Source organism: Mycolicibacterium novocastrense (genome assembly GCF_001499835.1).
Classification (GTDB): Bacteria; Actinomycetota; Actinomycetes; order Mycobacteriales; family Mycobacteriaceae; genus Mycobacterium; species Mycobacterium novocastrense.
Map to the genome: position 1 here is coordinate 14238 of NZ_LQIH01000018.1, position 17829 is coordinate 32066.

Consider the following 17829-nt stretch of genomic DNA (forward strand, 5'->3'; position numbering starts at 1 on the left):
TGACCCGGTGACGGAGACCGAAGCCGCGACGACCCCGGATTCGGACGATGCTCCGCAGTCGGGCTTCCAGGTTCGGCTGAGCAATTTCGAGGGCCCGTTCGACCTGCTGTTGCAGCTGATCTTCGCGCACCGCCTCGACGTCACGGAGGTGGCGTTGCACCAGGTGACCGACGAGTTCATCGCCTACACCAAGGCGATCGGCCCGCAGCTCGAACTCGACGAGACCACCGCGTTCCTCGTGATCGCCGCGACCCTGCTCGATCTGAAGGCGGCGCGGCTGCTGCCCGCCGGCGAGGTGCACGACGAAGAGGATCTCGCCCTGCTCGAGGTGCGTGACCTGCTGTTCGCCCGCCTGCTGCAGTACCGCGCGTTCAAGCACGTCGCCGAGATGTTCGCCGAACTGGAGGCCGCGGCGCTGCGCAGCTATCCGCGCGCGGTCGCGCTGGAGGAGCGCTACTCCGAGTTGCTGCCCGAAGTGATGATCGGCGTGGACGCCGAGGCTTTCGCACAGATCGCCGCGGCCGCCTTCACGCCGCGGCCTGTGCCGACGGTGAGCACCGAGCATCTGCACCACGCGGCGGTGTCGGTGCCCGAGCAGATCGGTAATCTGATGGCACTGCTGGAGAGCCGCGGGATCGGCCAGTGGGCGTCCTTCCGAGATCTGGTCGCCGACTGTGAAGCGCCGATCGAGATCGTCGGGCGGTTCCTGGCGCTGCTCGAGCTCTACCGCGCTCGGGCGGTAGCATTCGAACAACCTGAAGCGCTTGGTGTGCTGCAGATTTCGTGGACCGGCGAGCGGCCGACACACCAACACCTGGCGGTGGAAGAAGATCAGTATGGATAGCGAAGACCACGACAACCTCGACGGGGTCGCGACGGACCTCGACCACGAGGGCGTCGCGGCCGACGCCACCGATCTCGGGATCGACGTCGCCGAACCGCCCGAACTGGAGGACGGTGAACTCGGTTCGGTGCTCGAGGCGCTGCTGTTGGTGGTCGACACCCCGGCGACCGTGGAGCAACTGGCGCTGGCGATCGAGCAGCCGCCGTACCGCGTCGCGGCCAAGCTGCAGGCGATGGCGCAGGAGTACACCGCCCGCGACAGCGGTATCGACCTACGCGAGGCCGGCGGCGGGTGGCGGATGTACACGCGCTCGCGCTACGCCCCGTACGTGGAACGGCTGCTGCTCGACGGGGCCCGCTCCAAGCTGACGCGCGCGGCGCTGGAGACGCTGGCCGTGGTGGCCTACCGGCAACCGGTGACTCGAGCCCGGGTGAGCGCGGTGCGCGGTGTCAACGTCGACGCGGTGATACGCACCCTGGTGGCCCGCGGCCTGATAACCGAGGCGGGCGCCGATCCCGACACCGGCGCGGTGACGTTCGCCACCACCGAACTCTTCCTGGAACGGTTGGGCCTGACGTCGCTGGCCGACCTCCCCGACATCGCGCCGCTGCTACCCGACGTCGACGTCATCGACGACCTCAGCGAAACCCTCGACGAGGACCCGCGTTTCATGAAACTCAGCGGCGCTCCGGCGCCCGAACAACCGCTGTCGTTCGACGTGGACACCGATGCACATGGCTGAACCCGAAGGCGTGCGACTACAGAAAGTGTTGTCGCAGGCGGGAATTGCGTCGCGCCGGGTCGCCGAGAAGATGATCAGAGACGGTCGTGTCGAGGTCGACGACCGCGTCGTCACCGAGCTGGGCACCCGCGTCGACCCCGACGTTTCGGTGATCCGGGTCGACGGCGCCCGGGTGACGCTCGACGACACCCTAGTGCACCTGGCGATCAACAAACCCAGGGGCATGCATTCGACGATGTCCGACGACCGGGGCCGCCCATGCATCGGTGACCTCGTCGAGCACCGGGTTCGGGGTAACAAGAAGCTGTTTCACGTCGGCCGCCTCGACGCCGACACCGAGGGGCTGATGCTGCTCACCAACGACGGGGAGCTGGCTCACCGGCTGATGCACCCGTCGTTCGAGGTGCCCAAGACCTACCTGGCGACCGTGCTGGGCGCGGTGCCGCGCGGAGTGGGCCGCGAACTGCGCAACGGCGTCGAACTCGACGACGGGCCGGCGCGGGTCGACGATTTCGCTGTCGTCGACAAGGTTCCCGGCAAGACGCTCGTGCGGGTCACCCTGCACGAAGGCCGCAAGCGGATCGTGCGTCGAATGCTCGCGGCGGTCGGCCATCCGGTGCAGGAACTGGTACGAACCGACATCGGCACCGTCACTCTCGGCGATCAGCGTCCCGGCAGCATCCGGGTGCTGACGCAGAAAGAGCTCGGCGAGTTGTACAAGGCGGTCGGCCTGTGACGTCACTGGTCATCGCCGTCGACGGTCCAGCGGGTACCGGAAAGTCAACGGTGTCAAGGGGTTTGGCGCGTGAGCTGAACGCGCGCTACCTCGATACCGGGGCAATGTACCGGATCGTCACGCTGGCCGTGCTGCGTGCAGGTGTCGATTTGACCGACACCGAAGCCGTCGCGGCAACGGCCGCGGACGCCGAGCTGGCGGTCGGGTACGACCCTGATGAAGACCGCTCTTACCTTGCCGGAGAAGATGTTTCGACCGAGATTCGCGGCGCCGCGGTGACCACGGCGGTGTCCGCGGTCTCGGCGGTGCCCGCCGTGCGCACCCGACTCGTCGACCTGCAGCGCAAGCTGGCCTCCGGCCAGGATTGCGTCGTCGTCGAGGGCCGCGACATCGGGACGGTGGTGCTGCCGGACGCCGACCTCAAGATCTTCTTGACCGCATCGGCCGAAGAGCGTGCGCGACGCCGCAACGACCAGAACAAGGCGACCGGTCTGGACGACGACTACGAAGCGGTGCTGGCCGATGTCAAGCGACGCGACCACCTCGACTCGACGCGGGCGGTGTCGCCCCTGCGGCCCGCCGACGACGCCGTCATCGTCGACACCAGTGCGATGACGCAGCCCGAGGTGATCGAGCATCTGACGCACCTGGTGCGGGAGCGGGCAGGAGCGCAGCGATGAGCGAGGACGGCACCTGGGTTGACGAAAGCGATTGGGAGATCGCAGAAGATGTCGCCGAAGCCATCGAGGAGGCCGCGGCAGCGCCGCCCGTCGTTGCCGTCGTCGGACGACCGAACGTCGGCAAGTCGACGTTGGTGAATCGCATCCTGGGCCGGCGCGAAGCCGTCGTGCAGGACGTGCCCGGGGTGACCCGCGACCGAGTGTCCTACGACGCGTTGTGGTCGGGCCGCAGGTTCATTCTGCAGGACACCGGCGGCTGGGAGCCCGACGCCAAGGGTCTGCAACAGCTGGTGGCCGAGCAGGCGTCGGTGGCGATGCGAACCGCCGACGCGATCATCTTCGTCGTCGACGCGGTCGTGGGCGCCACCACCGCGGACGAGGCGGCAGCGAAACTGCTGCAGCGCTCCGGCAAGCCGGTGTTCCTGGCGGCCAACAAGGTCGACAGCGAGCGCGGGGAGGCCGATGCCGCGATGCTGTGGTCGCTTGGGCTTGGAGAGCCGCACCCGATCAGCGCCATACACGGCCGGGGAGTGGCCGATCTGCTCGACACCGTGATCGACGCTCTGCCTGCGGTGTCGGAGATGGCAGGCGGCGGGGGCGGACCGCGCCGCGTCGCGCTGGTGGGCAAGCCGAACGTGGGAAAGAGCTCGCTGCTGAACCGGCTGGCAGGTGATCAGCGTTCCGTCGTCCACGACGTCGCGGGCACCACGGTCGATCCGGTCGACTCGTTGATCGAGATGGACGGCAAGCTGTGGCGGTTCGTCGACACCGCGGGTCTGCGCCGCAAGGTCGGACAGGCGAGCGGGCACGAGTTCTACGCGTCGGTGCGCACGCACGGCGCGATCGACGCCGCCGAGGTGGCGATCGTGCTGATCGACGCCTCTCAACCGCTGACCGAGCAGGATCAACGCGTGCTGTCGATGGTGATCGAGGCGGGCCGGGCGCTGGTGCTGGCGTTCAACAAGTGGGACCTGGTCGACGAGGACCGGCGCTACCTGCTGGACCGTGAGATCGACCGCGAGCTCGTGCAGCTGCAGTGGGCGCCGCGGGTGAACATCTCGGCCAAGACGGGCCGCGCGGTGCAGAAACTGGTGCCCGCGCTCGAGAAGTCACTCGAGTCGTGGGACACCCGCGTCCCGACGGGCCGGTTGAACACGTTCCTCAAGGAAGTGGTGGCGGCGCATCCGCCGCCGGTGCGCGGAGGTAAGCAACCCCGGATCTTGTTTGCCACCCAGGCGACCGCACGCCCGCCGACGTTCGTGCTGTTCACCTCGGGATTTTTGGAGGCCGGATACCGGCGTTTCCTGGAACGGCGACTGCGCGAGACATTCGGCTTCGAGGGCAGCCCGATCCGGATCAACGTGCGGATGCGCGAGAAGCGCGGCCCCCGCTCCCGGTGATTCATGGAGTCGCACCGGCGGTAGGCGCCGCTGCCGCTCCACAAATCGACGATTAGCCTTGCCCAAGTGCCCGTCGTCGACATGGTTCTCATCGCGTTGGCGGGCCTGGGAGCGGGTGCAATCAACACGCTCGTCGGCTCCGGCACGCTGATCACGTTCCCGACGCTGGTGACGCTCGGGTTTCCTCCCGTGACGGCCACGATGTCGAATGCGATCGGGCTGGTGGCCGGGAGTGTCTCAGGTACCTGGGGCTATCGCCGCGAACTGCGCGGACAGTGGGATCGACTGCGGTGGCAGCTCCCCGCCTCGTTCGTAGGAGCGGGGCTGGGTGCGTGGCTGCTGTTGCACCTGCCGGAGACGGTGTTCGATCGGGTCGTGCCGGTGCTGCTGATCGCCGCGCTGGTGTTGGTGGTGATCGGTCCGCGGATCCAGTCCTATGCGCGGGCGCGCGCCGAGGCGGCCGGGCAGTCCGCAGAGCATGTGTCACGTACGCGGATGGCCGCGGTGGTGTTCGCAACCTTCGCGATCGGGGTCTACGGCGGGTACTTCACCGCCGCGCAGGGGATCATGCTGATGGCCGCGATGGGTGCGCTGCTGCCCGAGGACATGCAGCGGATGAACGCCGCCAAGAACTTGCTGTCGTTGGTGGTCAACGTGGTCGCGGCGGTGGCATACACAATGGTCGCGTTCGAGCGGATCAGCTGGGTGGCGGCGGGCCTCATCGCGGCCGGTTCGTTGGTCGGCGGCTTCCTCGGCGCCCACTATGGACGGCGGCTGTCGCCGAACGCGTTGCGCGCCGTGATCGTGATCGTGGGAATGATCGGGTTGTATCGATTGCTGAGCGTCTAGACGGCTTGGGTATGGTTACGGAAACCGCTGACCAGGAAAGGGGAGACGGGTGGCCGAACGCCAATTCCACACCGCGCCGTCTGCCCTTTGCGCGCTGGAGCCGTTCTGGCCGTCGCGCCGGGTCATCGCCTTCGACGAGTGGTGTCGCGCGCGCATCTGATCCGCGCCCACCTGTCCGTCCGGTCGGCCGCCCCGCCGCGCTGACCACTTCCGAAAGCAGTCGAACCTGTGCGTTCGCTTCTGATCTTCGCGCTCGTCGGTGTCGGAGCGCAGCTGGTGGACGGCGCGCTGGGCATGGCCTTCGGCGTGACCGCCTCGACGCTGCTGGTGCTCAGTGGCCTCGGAGCCGCCCAAGCGAGCGCCGCGGTGCACCTGGCGGAGGTCGGCACGACGCTGGCTTCGGGTCTGTCGCACTGGCGGTTCAAGAACCTCGACTGGTCGATCGTGTTGAAGCTGGGCGTGCCCGGTGCGATCGGCGCATTCGCGGGTGCGACCGTGCTGTCGTCGCTGTCGACCGAGCATGCCGCGCCGCTGATGGCGGCGATCCTGGTGGCCATCGGGGTTTACGTGTTGCTGCGGTTCTCGCTGCGCAACCCTCCGGTGTTGCGGCACGGCGAGACGCCGCATACGGCGAAGTTCCTCAGCCCGCTCGGATTGTTCGGCGGATTCATCGACGCGTCCGGAGGCGGCGGCTGGGGTCCGGTGACCACGAGCACGCTGCTGTCCCGCGGTAAGACGGCGCCGCGCACGGTGATCGGGTCGGTCAGCGCCTCGGAGTTCCTGGTGGCGGCGTCGGCGTCGGTCGGTTTCGGTGTGGGGCTGCGCGAGGAGTTCGTCGAGAACCTGCCGGTGGTGCTCGGTCTCGCGGTGGGTGGGGTGATCGCCGCCCCGTTCGCGGCCTGGCTCGTCAGCCGGATCCGCCCCGCCCTACTGGGAACCGCGGTCGGCGGTGTCATCGTGTTGACCAACAGCCAGAAGCTGGTGCACTACTTCGGTATTGAATGGCCGTGGTCGACAGGCGTCTACACGCTGATCGTGATCGGCTGGGCCGCAGCGCTTTACGTGGCTTGGCGGTACCGGCGGTCGGTGGAGCCGGTGCCTGCCGCCGACGAGGCGGCAAGCGTCGCGGTCGGCAGGTGAGCGGACCCGCTCTCGGCGAGATCGCGCCGGGTGGCGGTTGGGATTGCAGGGCGCGCCTGCGGTAGCATTTCGACCTGCTGCCGGCGATCCCGGCGGCACCGCGGGCTGTGGCGCAGTTTGGTAGCGCACTTGACTGGGGGTCAAGTGGTCGCAGGTTCAAATCCTGTCAGCCCGACTTTCGAATCACACTGTGACCTGGGGTGATGCCCCCTCAAGCGGAAGCATTCGCGCGTCGTGATCTAAGGCCAGTGTCGCCCAGCGGGACCACACCGAACCTCCTGCCTGAGCCAGCCTCGCGCGTACTTACCCTTGATGAAGGGTTGCGTTCACACAGACCGCCGCTGGCGGCTCGGCAACGGAGGGTGCGATGCCGAAGGATCTCGAGGTCGATCCGATCGATCTCCACATGTCCGCTGATCACATGGACATGCATCATTCGGACCTGCTTGCCGCGCACAGCGCTGCCAACAGCGCGATCGAGGGGGCTCAAGTGGGCTGGGTCGGCGCCTCGGCATCGGCTCTGCAGGCGAAGTTCGCGGAGTGGCACGAGGCCACCGAAACGATGGCGGACGACATCGCCGCGCACGGCGCAGCGTTCCGATCGGCCGCCTCCGAGTATCAGATCCGCGATGCGGAGGGCGCGGCGGCGCTCAACGACCAACTCTGATGACGCTGACCCTCGCCGACGTCGAACGATGGGATGCGGGCGCGGTACGAGAAGTGTCATCGGCGCTGGCCAAGCGTGGCGCGAGCGCCGAGGAGGTCCGATCCGGTTTGACCAAGTTGCCCATGGTCGGCACCTGGCAGGGATCTGGCGGCGATGCGGCTCGAGCCTCGCTCGACAAGCTCTCGGCGTATCTCGCCGGCCACGGCCTGGAGATGGCGCGCCTGTCGTCGGCCACCGGAGAGGCCGCCGACGAGATCGAGCGGATCAAGGCCGGCCTGCAACGACTCAAAGACGATGCGCAACGCCTCGGTTTCGCGATCGATACGTCCACCGGCGAGGTGACGCCACTGCATCCGGACATGGTCGGCGACCCGATCTACGCACTACAGCAAGCCGACCTCGAAGTCCGGGTCACCGAGTTGCTGACCGCGGCCGAAACGGCCGACTCCGACCTGGCCCGCGCCATCACCACCGCCGGTGAAGCACCGGCCGACCAGCCTCCGATTCCCGATCCGCTGTCTACACCCTTGCCGGACGATCCGGAGCAGTTCCACGACTTCTGGCAGCGGCTCACCCCCGAGCAGAAAGACCTGCTGTATCGGCGCGACCACACGATCGGCAACCGCGACGGGATGCCCGCTGTCGACCGCGACTACTTCAACCGACTGGCGCTCGCCGATGAGCTGAAGCAGGCCCAGTCGGCGCAGACCACCGCGGACACACTGCGCAACGAACACCCCGACTGGGCAGCTGGACAGAACATCCCGCCACCGAACAAACCGGGCGCGATCTTCGACGAACGGCTGAGATACGAAGCGTGGCAACGCCGGTACGACGCGGCGCGAGCCGGCGCCGACGCGCTCCCGGATCTGGCCGCCGTCGACCGGGCGATCGAGGAACCCGGCCGCAAACTACTCCTGCTCGACACCAAGTCCGGCGAGATGGTTCACGCCGCGGTAGCCATCGGCGACCCGGATACCGCCGACAAGGTCGCGGTGACCGCCCCCGGGCTCAACACGACCGTGCGCGACAGCCTGGTGGGCATGACCGAAGAGGCGGTCAACCTCCAACGCGAAACCTACCGACAGCTCAGCCTGTCACCGGGTCACGAACTCGATTCGGTGTCGACGATCGCCTGGATCGGGTACGACACCCCGCAGATCCCCGGATTCGACGACACGGGCGCATCGCTGACCGGCGCCTGGGACGTCAGCCACGGCCAGCTCGCACAGGCCGGTGCCAGGGATCTCGCCGGTTTCTACGACGGCCTCACCGCCAGCCACGAGGGCGTGCCGGCCCAACTCACCGCGATCGGCCACTCGTATGGGTCGTTGACCACCGGACTCGCTCTGCAAGAGCCCGGCGACCACGGCGTGACCGATGCGATCTTCTACGGTTCGCCAGGCATCATGGCGACAACTCCCGGTGAGCTGCAGCTCCCCGACGGCCACGTCTTCACCATGCAGGCGCCGGACGACCCCATTCGGCATGTCTTCGACGCGCCCTGGCTGCACGCGGCCACGCCGCTGCTACCCGAGCCGTTCGAGACCCTCGCCGAATCAACGCTTCGGACAATGGAACTCACCGGGGCCGGGCAGTTCGGTCCGGACCCGGCCGCCAATCCGAACTTCACACACCTCGAAACCGGTGCGGTGAGCGTCCCCGACGGCAGCGGCGGGACGTTCAGCCTCGGTGCGGCACAAGGCCACAGCGAGTACCCCCGGTTCGGCGACGACGGGATGCCACGCACGACCAACTACAACATCGCCGCGGTGGTCGCGGGCCTACAAGACGACGCCATCCGGCAGAAGTGAGGCGGACGAGATGCACCGATCCTTGGGCGCTGGCATCAGCGTGGTGACGACAGGCCTTCTACTACTAGCGACAGGATGCGACGTGTCAGACCGAGATCCCGCCCCCTCGCCGACCTCGTCCGTCGAGGCGCGCGACCAACTCAACGCGTTGCCGTCCCTGGAGGAAACCCAGGCTCAGATAGTGGCCGTCATCGACGAGATCAAGGCGACCGCGTCCGCGCAGCAAGCCGGCCTCAGCTGGCAGTCCCTGCACGGTGAGACCCGGGGTAATTGCGAGGGACCGTTCGCGAACACCGATGGCAAGCGTCTGTTCCTGCCCGATGCCGTCGCCTCGGCCCAGCTCTCGGACACCCAGTGGGCGGCGGTTCTGGAAACCGCGCGGCAGTCGGCGGCACGGCTCGGCGCCACCGATGAACAGGTCATGCAGGACAGCCCGCGACATCACGACGTGTGGTTCACCGGGCCGGCGGGCCTGTCTGTCAAGGTCGCCTACAAGGGCAACCTGGTGATCTCCGGCTTCACCGGTTGCCGACTGCCCGAAGAGAAGCGGACGGCCACCTAACCCGAGACGCGCTCACCAGCGAGCGGCCACCTTCTCCGCGATCTGTGTGGCGATCCGCACGGCTGAGTCGCCCGGATTGGCGCTGCACGTGTTCACGTCGATGATGACGTTGTTCTCCAGCGCGACGGCATGCCCGCAGGCCCACCCCGGCGCAGCGGCCTCCTGCAGGGTGGCGACGGTGCTCAGCACGTCGTCGGCGTGGGTGATCGGCCCGACCGTCCACTTCGTCCCGCTCTGCAGATGGGTGTAGTCGTGGCAGGCCGGCCACTGCTGCGCGGACGCGTCGAGAAAGCCTTGCGCCTGCTTCACGAGCGGATACAGCACGACGGCCTGCTTCACATAGTGCGCGAACTTGTCGCCGTCGTTCAGGCTCTGGTCCCGCGACGCTTGGAACCCGCTGTCAGCGTAGACCGGAGCCTCCGCCGCCCCGTCGATGCCGAGGCATTCCTGCGGTTCCATCGTCGCGCTGTTGTCCGACATCGAACTCTGAGCGCTGGTGACCTCCAGGGTCTGCGAGCCCATCGCGGCGTTCAACTCAGCGGGATTGAGCAGCAGTTCATCTAACTCGCGCTCCACGAGAGGGCGCGGAATCAACGTACGGGTGGGCGTGGTCGTGACCGCATTGCCGACCGAGCTGGCACACCCGGCGACCAGAAGACAGACCATCGTGGCACCGAATGCCGTCACTGGTTGGCGCATGTGTTCCTCCCCACGGCAGCCGTCTCCAACCGATCAACGCGCGGCGATGTCCCCAACAACGCCGCTCGTGGAGCAATGGTGCAGCAGGGCGGCCGCCGACCGTACGAAGTATCACGGCGTTTCTGATAACGATGGGCGCTGCTTCTGATAACGATTGATGCGTCGCATGCAGCGCCGGAGCGCGACCGGAGAACGACACAGCCTGGGGGAACGCACCGCACCCGTTGCGCGAGAGCGGGATTCGCCAACCGTCGGGCAACCTCAGTCGGACTTTTTGTCGTCGTCGTCGTCGTCAGAGCCCTCGTCGTCGGAGCCCTCGTCATCATCGGAGTCGTCGTCATCGTCATCCGAGCCGTCGTCATCGTCATCCGAGTCGTCAGACTCGTCCTCGTCGTCGGATCGGGGGGAGTCGTCGAGTTTGTCTGCGAATTTCGTCAGCGCCCGTGCCAGCTGGCGCGCTTCGTGCGGCTCGAGAGAATCCCCGAACAACACCTCGCCATCGTCATTGGTGCGTTCGATGTAGACCCTGTTCTCCTTGGCCGCAACATTCCACTGACCGGACTCGGGCTCTGCCATCATTGCCGCCTCTCGCAAGTGAACAGTTTGGCCTCGTATACCCACCCAGATTCGCTGTCACGCAACTCACGACGCAGGCGGCACGCGTTAGCTTCTTTCGCAAGCAGTTGATCCCCCGGCCTTACCGCGGAGATAGAAAAACCTCCCCACACACGGACGGAATCTGACCTCGCGGCGATTACGGAGCCCCCCGCCGACTCGCAATCATTTCTCTCAACACCCCGCACCACCCCCGAGAGGACCCGACATGACCACCACACACGCTCGACGGACCCGACTCCAGTACGCCGCCACGCTCGTCGGCGCCTTGGCCGTCTTCGTCTTCGCCCCGGCGACCGCTTTCGCCGTCGACAATGAGCCCACGCCCGGCAGCGGCGGATGCACCTACACCGACGCCGACGGTTACGACATCCCGATCGACGATGGGCAGGACGTCTTCGTCGACGGCAAGATCGTCTCCTGCCGCGGCGGCAAGATCGTGATCACCACTGCGCCTCAGCGCAATCCAGTCAACGTGCGCCCGGCGTTGCCCGCCGGCAAGCTGCCGGTGCTCACCCGGCTGCCCTGAAACCCCTCCCCACAATCGGCCCGTCACCTCACGGTGGCGGGCCGATTCAGTACGCGATCGGCGTGGCCGGGGGAAGATCCGCAGTACATTCGCCGCATGCCGAATTGTGGCGGCACGCTTCCGCCGGGAAAGCCAAGTGGCCGGTGACGTAGCGGTCATCGGTGCGGGCCCCGGCGGGCTCGTCGCAGCACGCTGGCTCATCGCTCAGGGATTCGAGCCGACGATCTACGAGCGCGGCGCCGCCTTGGGCGGTCAGTGGACCGGGGAGCAAGGCCGCAGCGGCGTGTGGCCGACCATGCACACCAACACAAGTCGCGTCCTCACCGCGTTCAGCGACCTCGATCCCGGGGCAGGTCCCGTCTTTCCACCCGCGGTCGAGATCCTTCGTTACCTCCACCGGTACGCCGAGATGTTCGACCTGTCACGACGAATCCGGTTCCTCACGCCGGTGGCCGGCATCCGCCGCGACGACGGCCGGTGGCTGGTCGGCAGTGCGGGCGGTGAGGAAAGCTACGAGCGCGTCGTCGTGGCCACCGGGCGGTTCCAGTCACCCCTCGTTCCGGCTGTCGACGGGTTGGACGGCTTCACCGGTCCACTTGGCGCGGTACCGACCTTCGACTATCGGGATCCGACGCCCTACTGCGACAAGCGTGTCCTGGTGGCCGGATGCGCCGTCAGCGCGTTGGAGATCGCCGCCGAATTGGCCCAGCGCGGGGCCGCGCGCGTTGTGGTCACCCAGCGCCGTCAGCGCTACGTGCTGCCGAAGTTTGCCGCGGGTGTGCCGTCCGACCACCGAATCTTCACCCGGTACCTGGCGCTGGCCGACGAGCAACTGCCTTTCGCCGAGGTCGACCGTCAGCTCAAGGAGATCGTCGTCGAAGCCGGGGGAATGCCGCAGCAGTATGGTGCACCGGCACCCGATGCCTCACTGGTTTCCGCAGGAGTCACGCTGAGCCAGCATTACCTACCACTGGTGGGGGAGGGCCGGATCGAGGTGCGCCCGTGGATGAGGTCGGTGGCCGGTGCGACGGTGACGTTCGCCGACGGGCATGCCGAGCAGTTCGACGGCATCCTGCTCGGCACCGGTTTCGGTCTCTCGATGCCGTTCCTGCACAACGAGATCCACGCAGCCCTCGATACAGACGACGTCCACCTCGACACCGATCGCCACACCTTCCATCCCGACCTGCCCGGCTTGGCGTTCATGGGGATGTGGGATCAGTCCGGCGGGTACTTCGTGCCGCTGGAGTTGCAGGCCCGCTGGATCGCCTACGCGTGGGGCGGCACGATCCCGGCTCCGAGTGCTGCCGGCCAACGAAGTGCGATCGAGGTGTACCGGTTGCGCCGTGGCCTGCCTCAGAAGACCCGGATGAATCTCGTGGCGTTGACCTTCGCTCGGGCCGCAGGCGTCGAACCGGCGATCCAGAACTGGCCCGAGCTTCACCGCGCCCTGTTGTTCGGCCCGCTGGCCCCGAGCTGCTTCCGCCTCGAGGGTCCCGACGCGTTGGAGGATGCGCCTGCGCGGTTCGCCCGTGATGCCGCGGCGTTCGGCGCGATCACCTCGCCTGCTCTGACAGACCGCGAACGCGCCTACTGCGCGTTGTTCGGGGCGCCCGCGTCACGTAGTACTACTCAAGCCGAGCCGCGGCCGGCCGGGGCATCCTGAACTCATGCCGCTCACCAAGCCCCTGTCCGGCGCCGACGAACTGGCCGCCGACACCCCGCCGACCCGCGACCGCGCCGTCGACGTCGCCCGTCTGGCCGCGCTCATCGTGGTCATGTTCGGCCACTGCGCGCTGCTGCTGGCCACCATCGACTCCGGCGGGGTGCGGATCGGCAACATCCTCGGAGAGATCCCCGCTCTCGCCCCGGTGACGTGGATCGTGCAGGTCATGCCCCTGTTCTTCCTCGCCGGAGGCGCCGCGGGGGCATACGGCTGGCACGCGGGCAAGTCGTGGGGGACCTGGCTGGTCGCCCGTGCGCAGCGATTGTGCCGGCCGGTCTTCTGGTACCTGGCGGCCTGGACGGTCGGACTTCTCGCGGTGCGACTGACCCTCGGCCCGGACTCCGCCGCGGACCTCGGCCGCGAGTCCGTCGCGCTGTTGTGGTTTTTGGGCGTGTACCTGGTCGTGCTCGCGTTCGTCCCCGCCCTGACGCGGCTGACGACGGGCCGCGACGTCGCGGTGGTGGTGGCCGGCCTGCTGGCCGCCACCGCGGTCGTCGACACCATCCGGCTTTCGGTCGGTGCTCCGATGGCCGGAGTCGCGAACTTCGTCATCGTCTGGCTCATCCCGGTCGTGCTGGGCGTCGGATATGCGCGACGGTTGATCGGCCCGCGTGTCGCGCTCGCGGTGGCGGCCGGTGCGCTCCTCGCACAGACGGTCTTGGCGATGGTCGGGCCCTACGAGGTCTCGCTCGTCGTCACCGGAACCGAGCAGCTGTCGAACGTCTCGCCGCCCACCCTGCTTCTCGCGTTGCACTGCACGTGGGTGTCCGCAGCGTTCATCGCGTGCGCGGGGGCGATCCAGCGGTGGGCTCAGCGGCCACGGGTCTGGTACGTCGTCGCGGTCGGCAATCGGGGAGCGATGACGCTGTACCTGTGGCACATCGTGGCCATCGCCATCGCCGCGTTCTCACTGCACGCCGTCGGCCTCGACGCGTATGACGTTGACGCACCGTACTTTTGGGCACTGCTCGCTCTTCGCGCCGCGGTGTTCGCCGTCGTGATGTTCGCTCTGTTCCGGCTGCTCTCGCCGCTGGAGCATCGCCGCCTGCCGTGGTGGGACGCGCCGGTCGGCGCCACCGGTGCACGGTCGCTCGTCGCCGGTGTGCTGATCGTGCTGGCCGGCGTGGCGCTGGTGCTGCTGGCCAAGAACGGGCTCACCGGGGCCTTCGGGTGGACGATGCTGGGTTGCTTTACGGCGTCGACTGCTTCGGCGCGGGCCATGGCACGGGCTTCGGCCGAGGCCTGACCTGCTGGGGCCACCAGAACCATCGGCCGAGCAGCGCGGCGATCGAAGGCGTCATGAACGCGCGGATCACCAGTGTGTCGAAGAGCAGTCCCATGCCGATCGTCGTGCCCATCTGCGCCACCACGGTCAGTTCGCTGACCATCATCGACATCATCGTGAACGCGAACACCAGACCCGCCGCTGTCACGACCGACCCGCTGCCGCCCATGGCCCGGATGATCCCGGTGTTGATGCCTGCGGGCAGTTCCTCCTTCAACCGCGCGACCAACAGCAGGTTGTAGTCCGCGCCGACCGCCAACAGGATGATCACCGCCATGGCCATGACCATGAACTGCAGTTCGATGCCGAGAATGTGCTGCCACACCAGGATCGACAAGCCGAAGGACGCACCGAGGGACAACACGACGGTGCCCACGATCACCGCGGCCGCGATGACGCTGCGCGTGATGATCAGCATGATCGTGAAGATCAGCGCCAGCGCGAGGATGCCCGCGATCATCAGGTCGTAGTTGTTGCCTTCCTGCATGTCCTTGAACGCCGCGGCGGTCCCGCCGACGTAGATCGTCGACCCTTCCAGGGGCGTGCCTTTGATGGCTTCCTTCGCGGCCTGCTTGATCGCATCGATTCGTTCGATGCCGTCGGCGCTTAGCGGGTCACCCTCGTGCTGGACGATCATCCGCACGGCACGACCGTTGGGCGAGATGAAGTTCTCCATGCCGCGCCTGAATTCCTCGTTGTCGAAGATCTCAGGCGGCAGATAGAACGTGTCGTCGTTCCACGAGTCGTTGAAGGCGTCGCCCATCGCCGACTGGTTCTCGCTCATGGCGGCCTGCTGATCCTGCAGGCCCCCTTGCGAGGCGTGCATCGTCAGCATCATCGTGCGCATCGTGCGCATCGACTCGATCTGCTCGGGCATCAGCGCCAGCAGCTGCGGCATCAGCGCATCGAGACGCTCCAGGTCCGGAACCAGGTCCTGGACATTGTCGGTCAGCTTGTTCGTGCCGTCGATGACGTCGAAGATCGACCGTATCGTCGAGCAGACCGGGATGTTGAAACAGTGCGGTTCCCAGTAGAAGTAGCTCCGGATCGGGCGCATGAAGTCGTCGAGATTGGCGATGTAATCCCGCAATTCGGCGGTGTCGGCGGCCATCGTCTTGGTCTTCTCCACCATGCTGTGGGTGGTCGCGTTCATCTCGCCCATCAACGCCATCATCCGCGTCATGGTGTCGATGGTCTTCTGCATCTCATCGGCCTGCACGAGCATGTCGGCCATGCGGTCCTGGGTGTACTTGCGGTTCAAGTCCTGGCCGACGCCGCCGAGGCTCATTTGCGCTGGGATGGTGCTGAATTCGATCGGTTTACCGTTGGGGCGGGTGATGGTCTGGACCCGCGAGATGCCCGGCACCCGAAAGACCGCCTTGGCGATCTTGTCGATCACCAGGAAGTCGGCCGAGTTGCGCAGGTCGTGATCGGTCTCGATGAGCAGCAACTCGGGATTCATGGTGGCCGGGGAAAAGTGCCGTTCGGCAGCGGCGAAGCCCTGGTTGGCCGGCAGATCGGCCGGCAGATACAGGCGGTCGTTGTAGTTGGGTTGATACCCGGGCAACGTCAACAACCCGACCAGTGACAACGCGACGGTCGCCAGCAACACCGGCCCGGGCCAGCGGACGATCGCGGCGCCGATCTTGCGCCAACCGCGGATACGCATGGCGCGCTTGGGTTCCAGCAGGCCGAAACGGGTCGCGATCGTGATGATCGCCGGGCCGAGCGTCAGCGCCACCAACACCGCGGTGGTCATTCCCACCGCGAGCGGAACACCCAGCGACTGGAAGTACGGCAGGCGGGTGAACGACAGGCAGAAGGTGGCGCCCGCGATCGTCATACCCGAGCCCAACACCACATGGGCGGTGCCGCGGAACATGGTGTGGAACGCCGTTTCTCGGTCCTGACCGAGCGTGCGGGCTTCCTGGTATCGCCCGATGAGGAAGATCGCGTAGTCGGTGGACGCCGCGATCGCCAGCGTCACGAGTAGGTTCGTCGCGAACGTCGACAGGCCGATCAGGTCGTGGTACCCGAGGAAAGCCACCACTCCACGCGTGGCCGCCAGCGCCAGGAACACCATCACCAGCGTGATGAGCATGGTCCCGATCGACCGGTAGACCAGCAACAGCATCGTGATGATGACCGCGAATGTGGCGTATTCGATGATGCGAATGCTGCGGTCGCTGGCGATCTGCTGGTCGGCGACCAGGGCCGACCCGCCGGTGACGAAGACCTTCACCCCCTGGGGAGGGGGAATGCTGTCGACGATGCTCTTGACGGCTTCGACGGACTCGTTGGACAGGGCCTCGCCCATGTTGCCGGCCAGGTAGGCCTGGACGTAGACGGCCTTGCCGTCGGCGCTGACGGCCGCGGCCTCCGTCAGCGGGTCGCCCCAGAAGTCCTGGACGTGCTCGACGTGCTTGTTGTCGGCTTCGAGCCTGTCGACGAGTTCGTCGTAGTACCGGCGTGCGTCGTCGCCCAAGGGCTGCTCGCCTTCGAGGACGATCATCGCCGAGCTGTCGGATTTGAACTCTTCGAACACGTGGCCGACGCGTTGCATCGCGATCACCGACGGGGCCTCCGCCGGGCTCATCGACACCGAGCGCATCTGGCCGACGACCTCGAGCTGCGGCACGGTCACGTTGAGCAGTGCGATCAGCGCGATCCAGCCGACGATGATGGGAAGGGCCAGCCGCCGGATCCACTTGGCGAGTTGAGACCGTTCGGAGTGCGCGGCGTGTTCGGTTGAAGGCGCGGTGGGAGCGCTCACCAGGAATTCACCTCGGCGGAGCTCCTCCCTAGAGTGTTAGGACCGCCTTAGTTCCTACCAGATAAGAGCCTGGGACCGGTAGTCAGATCCGCCCCGCAGCGAACTCCGCAGCTTGGTTAACCAATCCGGCCTGGACATAGGCGACGTGTGCGCCCATGTCGCGTCCCCCTTCGAAACAGATCGGGTCGTTCGGCACACACAGGTCGATCGTCTTGGCCGCGTAGTCGGGCCCCACAGACGGCAGCGGCCCGGGTGACAGCCGATCGGCAAAGCTGCTGCGCGGCCCGCCGAACAGGGCGACAGCGGCGACGTGCGGAGCGACCGTCGGGGGCATCTCCGCGGTGGCGACATCCATCACCGCGGCACCCTGGGAGTAGCCACCGAGCACCATCCTTGTCGCGGGGCAGCCTGCGGCCATCGATTGCACGTGGGCGCGGGTGTCCTCTGCGCCTGCGCGGGTGCTCACCGCAAAGTCGCGAGTGGCGGGGTAGTCGACGGCGTACACACCGACGGACCGGTCACCCAACCTCGACCGCACGGTGTCGACGAAGGCTTGTCCGATGCCGCCCACTCCCGGCGGCTCGGTGGTCCCGCGCGCGAAGACGATCTCGACCTCTGGACACGGGGCGGCCTCGGCAGCGGGCACACCGATCAGTGCGGACAACATGACCGCGGCGGGAAGAAGTGCCGCGCGACTGGTGAATGCGCTCATACGGGTATTTCGCCGCGCGGGTCGCGGATGTGACACCACGGCGGACACGGCTAATG

At 67.1% G+C, this 17829-nt stretch carries 17 protein-coding genes and 1 tRNA gene; 14 read left to right on the forward strand and 4 right to left on the reverse strand.

The features are described from left to right. The first annotated feature begins 7 nt into the window (after positions 1–7). From AU072_RS14675 to AU072_RS14725, 11 genes are all read left to right on the forward strand, one after another. Positions 8–844: a segregation/condensation protein A gene (locus tag AU072_RS14675; RefSeq protein ID WP_064396540.1), complete on the forward strand. Its 837-nt coding sequence runs from the start codon at positions 8–10 to the stop codon at positions 842–844. After that, positions 837–1586, forward strand: a complete 750-nt coding sequence (gene scpB, locus AU072_RS14680) for an SMC-Scp complex subunit ScpB (protein ID WP_064414456.1) — start codon at positions 837–839, stop codon at positions 1584–1586. Before AU072_RS14675 ends, scpB begins: the two co-directional genes overlap by 8 nt. Further along, positions 1579–2322 (forward strand): pseudouridine synthase, encoded by a 744-nt coding sequence (locus AU072_RS14685; RefSeq protein ID WP_064414457.1) that lies wholly within the window; start codon positions 1579–1581, stop codon positions 2320–2322. Before scpB ends, AU072_RS14685 begins: the two co-directional genes overlap by 8 nt. Then, entirely contained in the window at positions 2319–3002 is a 684-nt protein-coding gene (gene cmk, locus AU072_RS14690) for a (d)CMP kinase (RefSeq protein ID WP_064414458.1), read from the forward strand. The genes AU072_RS14685 and cmk overlap by 4 nt, the downstream gene beginning before the upstream one ends. Beyond that, complete coding sequence (gene der / locus AU072_RS14695; protein WP_064414459.1) at positions 2999–4402, forward strand: ribosome biogenesis GTPase Der; 1404 nt, start codon at positions 2999–3001, stop codon at positions 4400–4402. The genes cmk and der overlap by 4 nt, the downstream gene beginning before the upstream one ends. Before the next feature lie 81 nt (positions 4403–4483). Further along, positions 4484–5251, forward strand: coding sequence for a sulfite exporter TauE/SafE family protein (locus AU072_RS14700; RefSeq protein ID WP_082680882.1), 768 nt, complete (start codon positions 4484–4486; stop codon positions 5249–5251). Between the two features lie 228 nt (positions 5252–5479). After that, positions 5480–6391, forward strand: coding sequence for a sulfite exporter TauE/SafE family protein (locus AU072_RS14705; protein ID WP_064414461.1), 912 nt, complete (start codon positions 5480–5482; stop codon positions 6389–6391). Positions 6392–6492: 101 nt separating this feature from the next. Then, positions 6493–6566, forward strand: a tRNA-Pro gene (locus tag AU072_RS14710). Positions 6567–6758: 192 nt separating this feature from the next. Beyond that, the gene (locus AU072_RS14715; protein WP_064414462.1) at positions 6759–7058 is read left to right on the forward strand and encodes a WXG100 family type VII secretion target; all 300 of its coding nucleotides are present in this window, start codon (positions 6759–6761) and stop codon (positions 7056–7058) included. Further along, a complete protein-coding gene (locus tag AU072_RS14720) occupies positions 7058–8872 on the forward strand; it encodes an alpha/beta hydrolase (RefSeq protein WP_064414463.1) in 1815 nt (604 codons plus the stop codon). The genes AU072_RS14715 and AU072_RS14720 overlap by 1 nt, the downstream gene beginning before the upstream one ends. Positions 8873–8954: 82 nt before the next feature. Continuing rightward, complete coding sequence (locus tag AU072_RS14725; protein ID WP_064414464.1) at positions 8955–9434, forward strand: LppA family lipoprotein; 480 nt, start codon at positions 8955–8957, stop codon at positions 9432–9434. Between the two features lie 12 nt (positions 9435–9446). Here AU072_RS14725 and AU072_RS14730 read toward each other — a convergent pair whose 3' ends face one another. Next, positions 9447–10133: a sensor domain-containing protein gene (locus AU072_RS14730; RefSeq protein ID WP_064414465.1), complete on the reverse strand. Its 687-nt coding sequence runs from the start codon at positions 10131–10133 to the stop codon at positions 9447–9449. 261 nt (positions 10134–10394) lie between these two features. Continuing rightward, complete coding sequence (locus AU072_RS28320) at positions 10395–10709, reverse strand: hypothetical protein (RefSeq protein WP_064414516.1); 315 nt, start codon at positions 10707–10709, stop codon at positions 10395–10397. Between the two features lie 247 nt (positions 10710–10956). On the opposite strand from AU072_RS28320, the gene AU072_RS14740 reads away from it, so the two are divergent. From AU072_RS14740 to AU072_RS14750, 3 genes are all read left to right on the forward strand, one after another. After that, positions 10957–11277: a hypothetical protein gene (locus AU072_RS14740; protein WP_064414466.1), complete on the forward strand. Its 321-nt coding sequence runs from the start codon at positions 10957–10959 to the stop codon at positions 11275–11277. 136 nt (positions 11278–11413) lie between these two features. After that, on the forward strand, positions 11414–12943 hold the full coding sequence (locus AU072_RS14745) for a flavin-containing monooxygenase (protein ID WP_082680877.1): 1530 nt from the start codon (positions 11414–11416) through the stop codon (positions 12941–12943). A gap of 4 nt (positions 12944–12947) precedes the next feature. Beyond that, positions 12948–14249: an acyltransferase family protein gene (locus AU072_RS14750; RefSeq protein ID WP_064414467.1), complete on the forward strand. Its 1302-nt coding sequence runs from the start codon at positions 12948–12950 to the stop codon at positions 14247–14249. Here the strand turns inward: AU072_RS14750 and AU072_RS14755 are convergent. Both AU072_RS14755 and AU072_RS14760 read right to left on the reverse strand, forming a co-directional pair. Next, positions 14194–17061: an MMPL/RND family transporter gene (locus AU072_RS14755; RefSeq protein WP_082680878.1), complete on the reverse strand. Its 2868-nt coding sequence runs from the start codon at positions 17059–17061 to the stop codon at positions 14194–14196. The genes AU072_RS14750 and AU072_RS14755 overlap by 56 nt on opposite strands. Before the next feature lie 82 nt (positions 17062–17143). Continuing rightward, positions 17144–17773 carry a cutinase family protein gene (locus tag AU072_RS14760; RefSeq protein ID WP_064414469.1) on the reverse strand — a complete coding sequence of 210 codons (630 nt, stop codon included), beginning with the start codon at positions 17771–17773 and terminating at the stop codon, positions 17144–17146. Between the last annotated feature and the right edge of the window lie 56 nt (positions 17774–17829).

What these genes read in the sequence shown, in the direction of transcription:
- scpB (WP_064414456.1), top strand. Translation starts at nt 837, where the DNA reads ATGGATAGCGAAGACCACGACAACCTCGACGGGGTCGCGACGGACCTC.
- AU072_RS14685 (WP_064414457.1), top strand. Translation starts at nt 1,579, where the DNA reads ATGGCTGAACCCGAAGGCGTGCGACTACAGAAAGTGTTGTCGCAGGCG.
- der (WP_064414459.1), top strand. Translation starts at nt 2,999, where the DNA reads ATGAGCGAGGACGGCACCTGGGTTGACGAAAGCGATTGGGAGATCGCA.
- AU072_RS14700 (WP_082680882.1), top strand. Translation starts at nt 4,484, where the DNA reads ATGGTTCTCATCGCGTTGGCGGGCCTGGGAGCGGGTGCAATCAACACG.
- AU072_RS14715 (WP_064414462.1), top strand. Translation starts at nt 6,759, where the DNA reads ATGCCGAAGGATCTCGAGGTCGATCCGATCGATCTCCACATGTCCGCT.
- AU072_RS14720 (WP_064414463.1), top strand. Translation starts at nt 7,058, where the DNA reads ATGACGCTGACCCTCGCCGACGTCGAACGATGGGATGCGGGCGCGGTA.
- AU072_RS14730 (WP_064414465.1), bottom strand. Translation starts at nt 10,133, where the DNA reads ATGCGCCAACCAGTGACGGCATTCGGTGCCACGATGGTCTGTCTTCTG.
- AU072_RS28320 (WP_064414516.1), bottom strand. Translation starts at nt 10,709, where the DNA reads ATGGCAGAGCCCGAGTCCGGTCAGTGGAATGTTGCGGCCAAGGAGAAC.
- AU072_RS14740 (WP_064414466.1), top strand. Translation starts at nt 10,957, where the DNA reads ATGACCACCACACACGCTCGACGGACCCGACTCCAGTACGCCGCCACG.
- AU072_RS14750 (WP_064414467.1), top strand. Translation starts at nt 12,948, where the DNA reads ATGCCGCTCACCAAGCCCCTGTCCGGCGCCGACGAACTGGCCGCCGAC.
- AU072_RS14760 (WP_064414469.1), bottom strand. Translation starts at nt 17,773, where the DNA reads ATGAGCGCATTCACCAGTCGCGCGGCACTTCTTCCCGCCGCGGTCATG.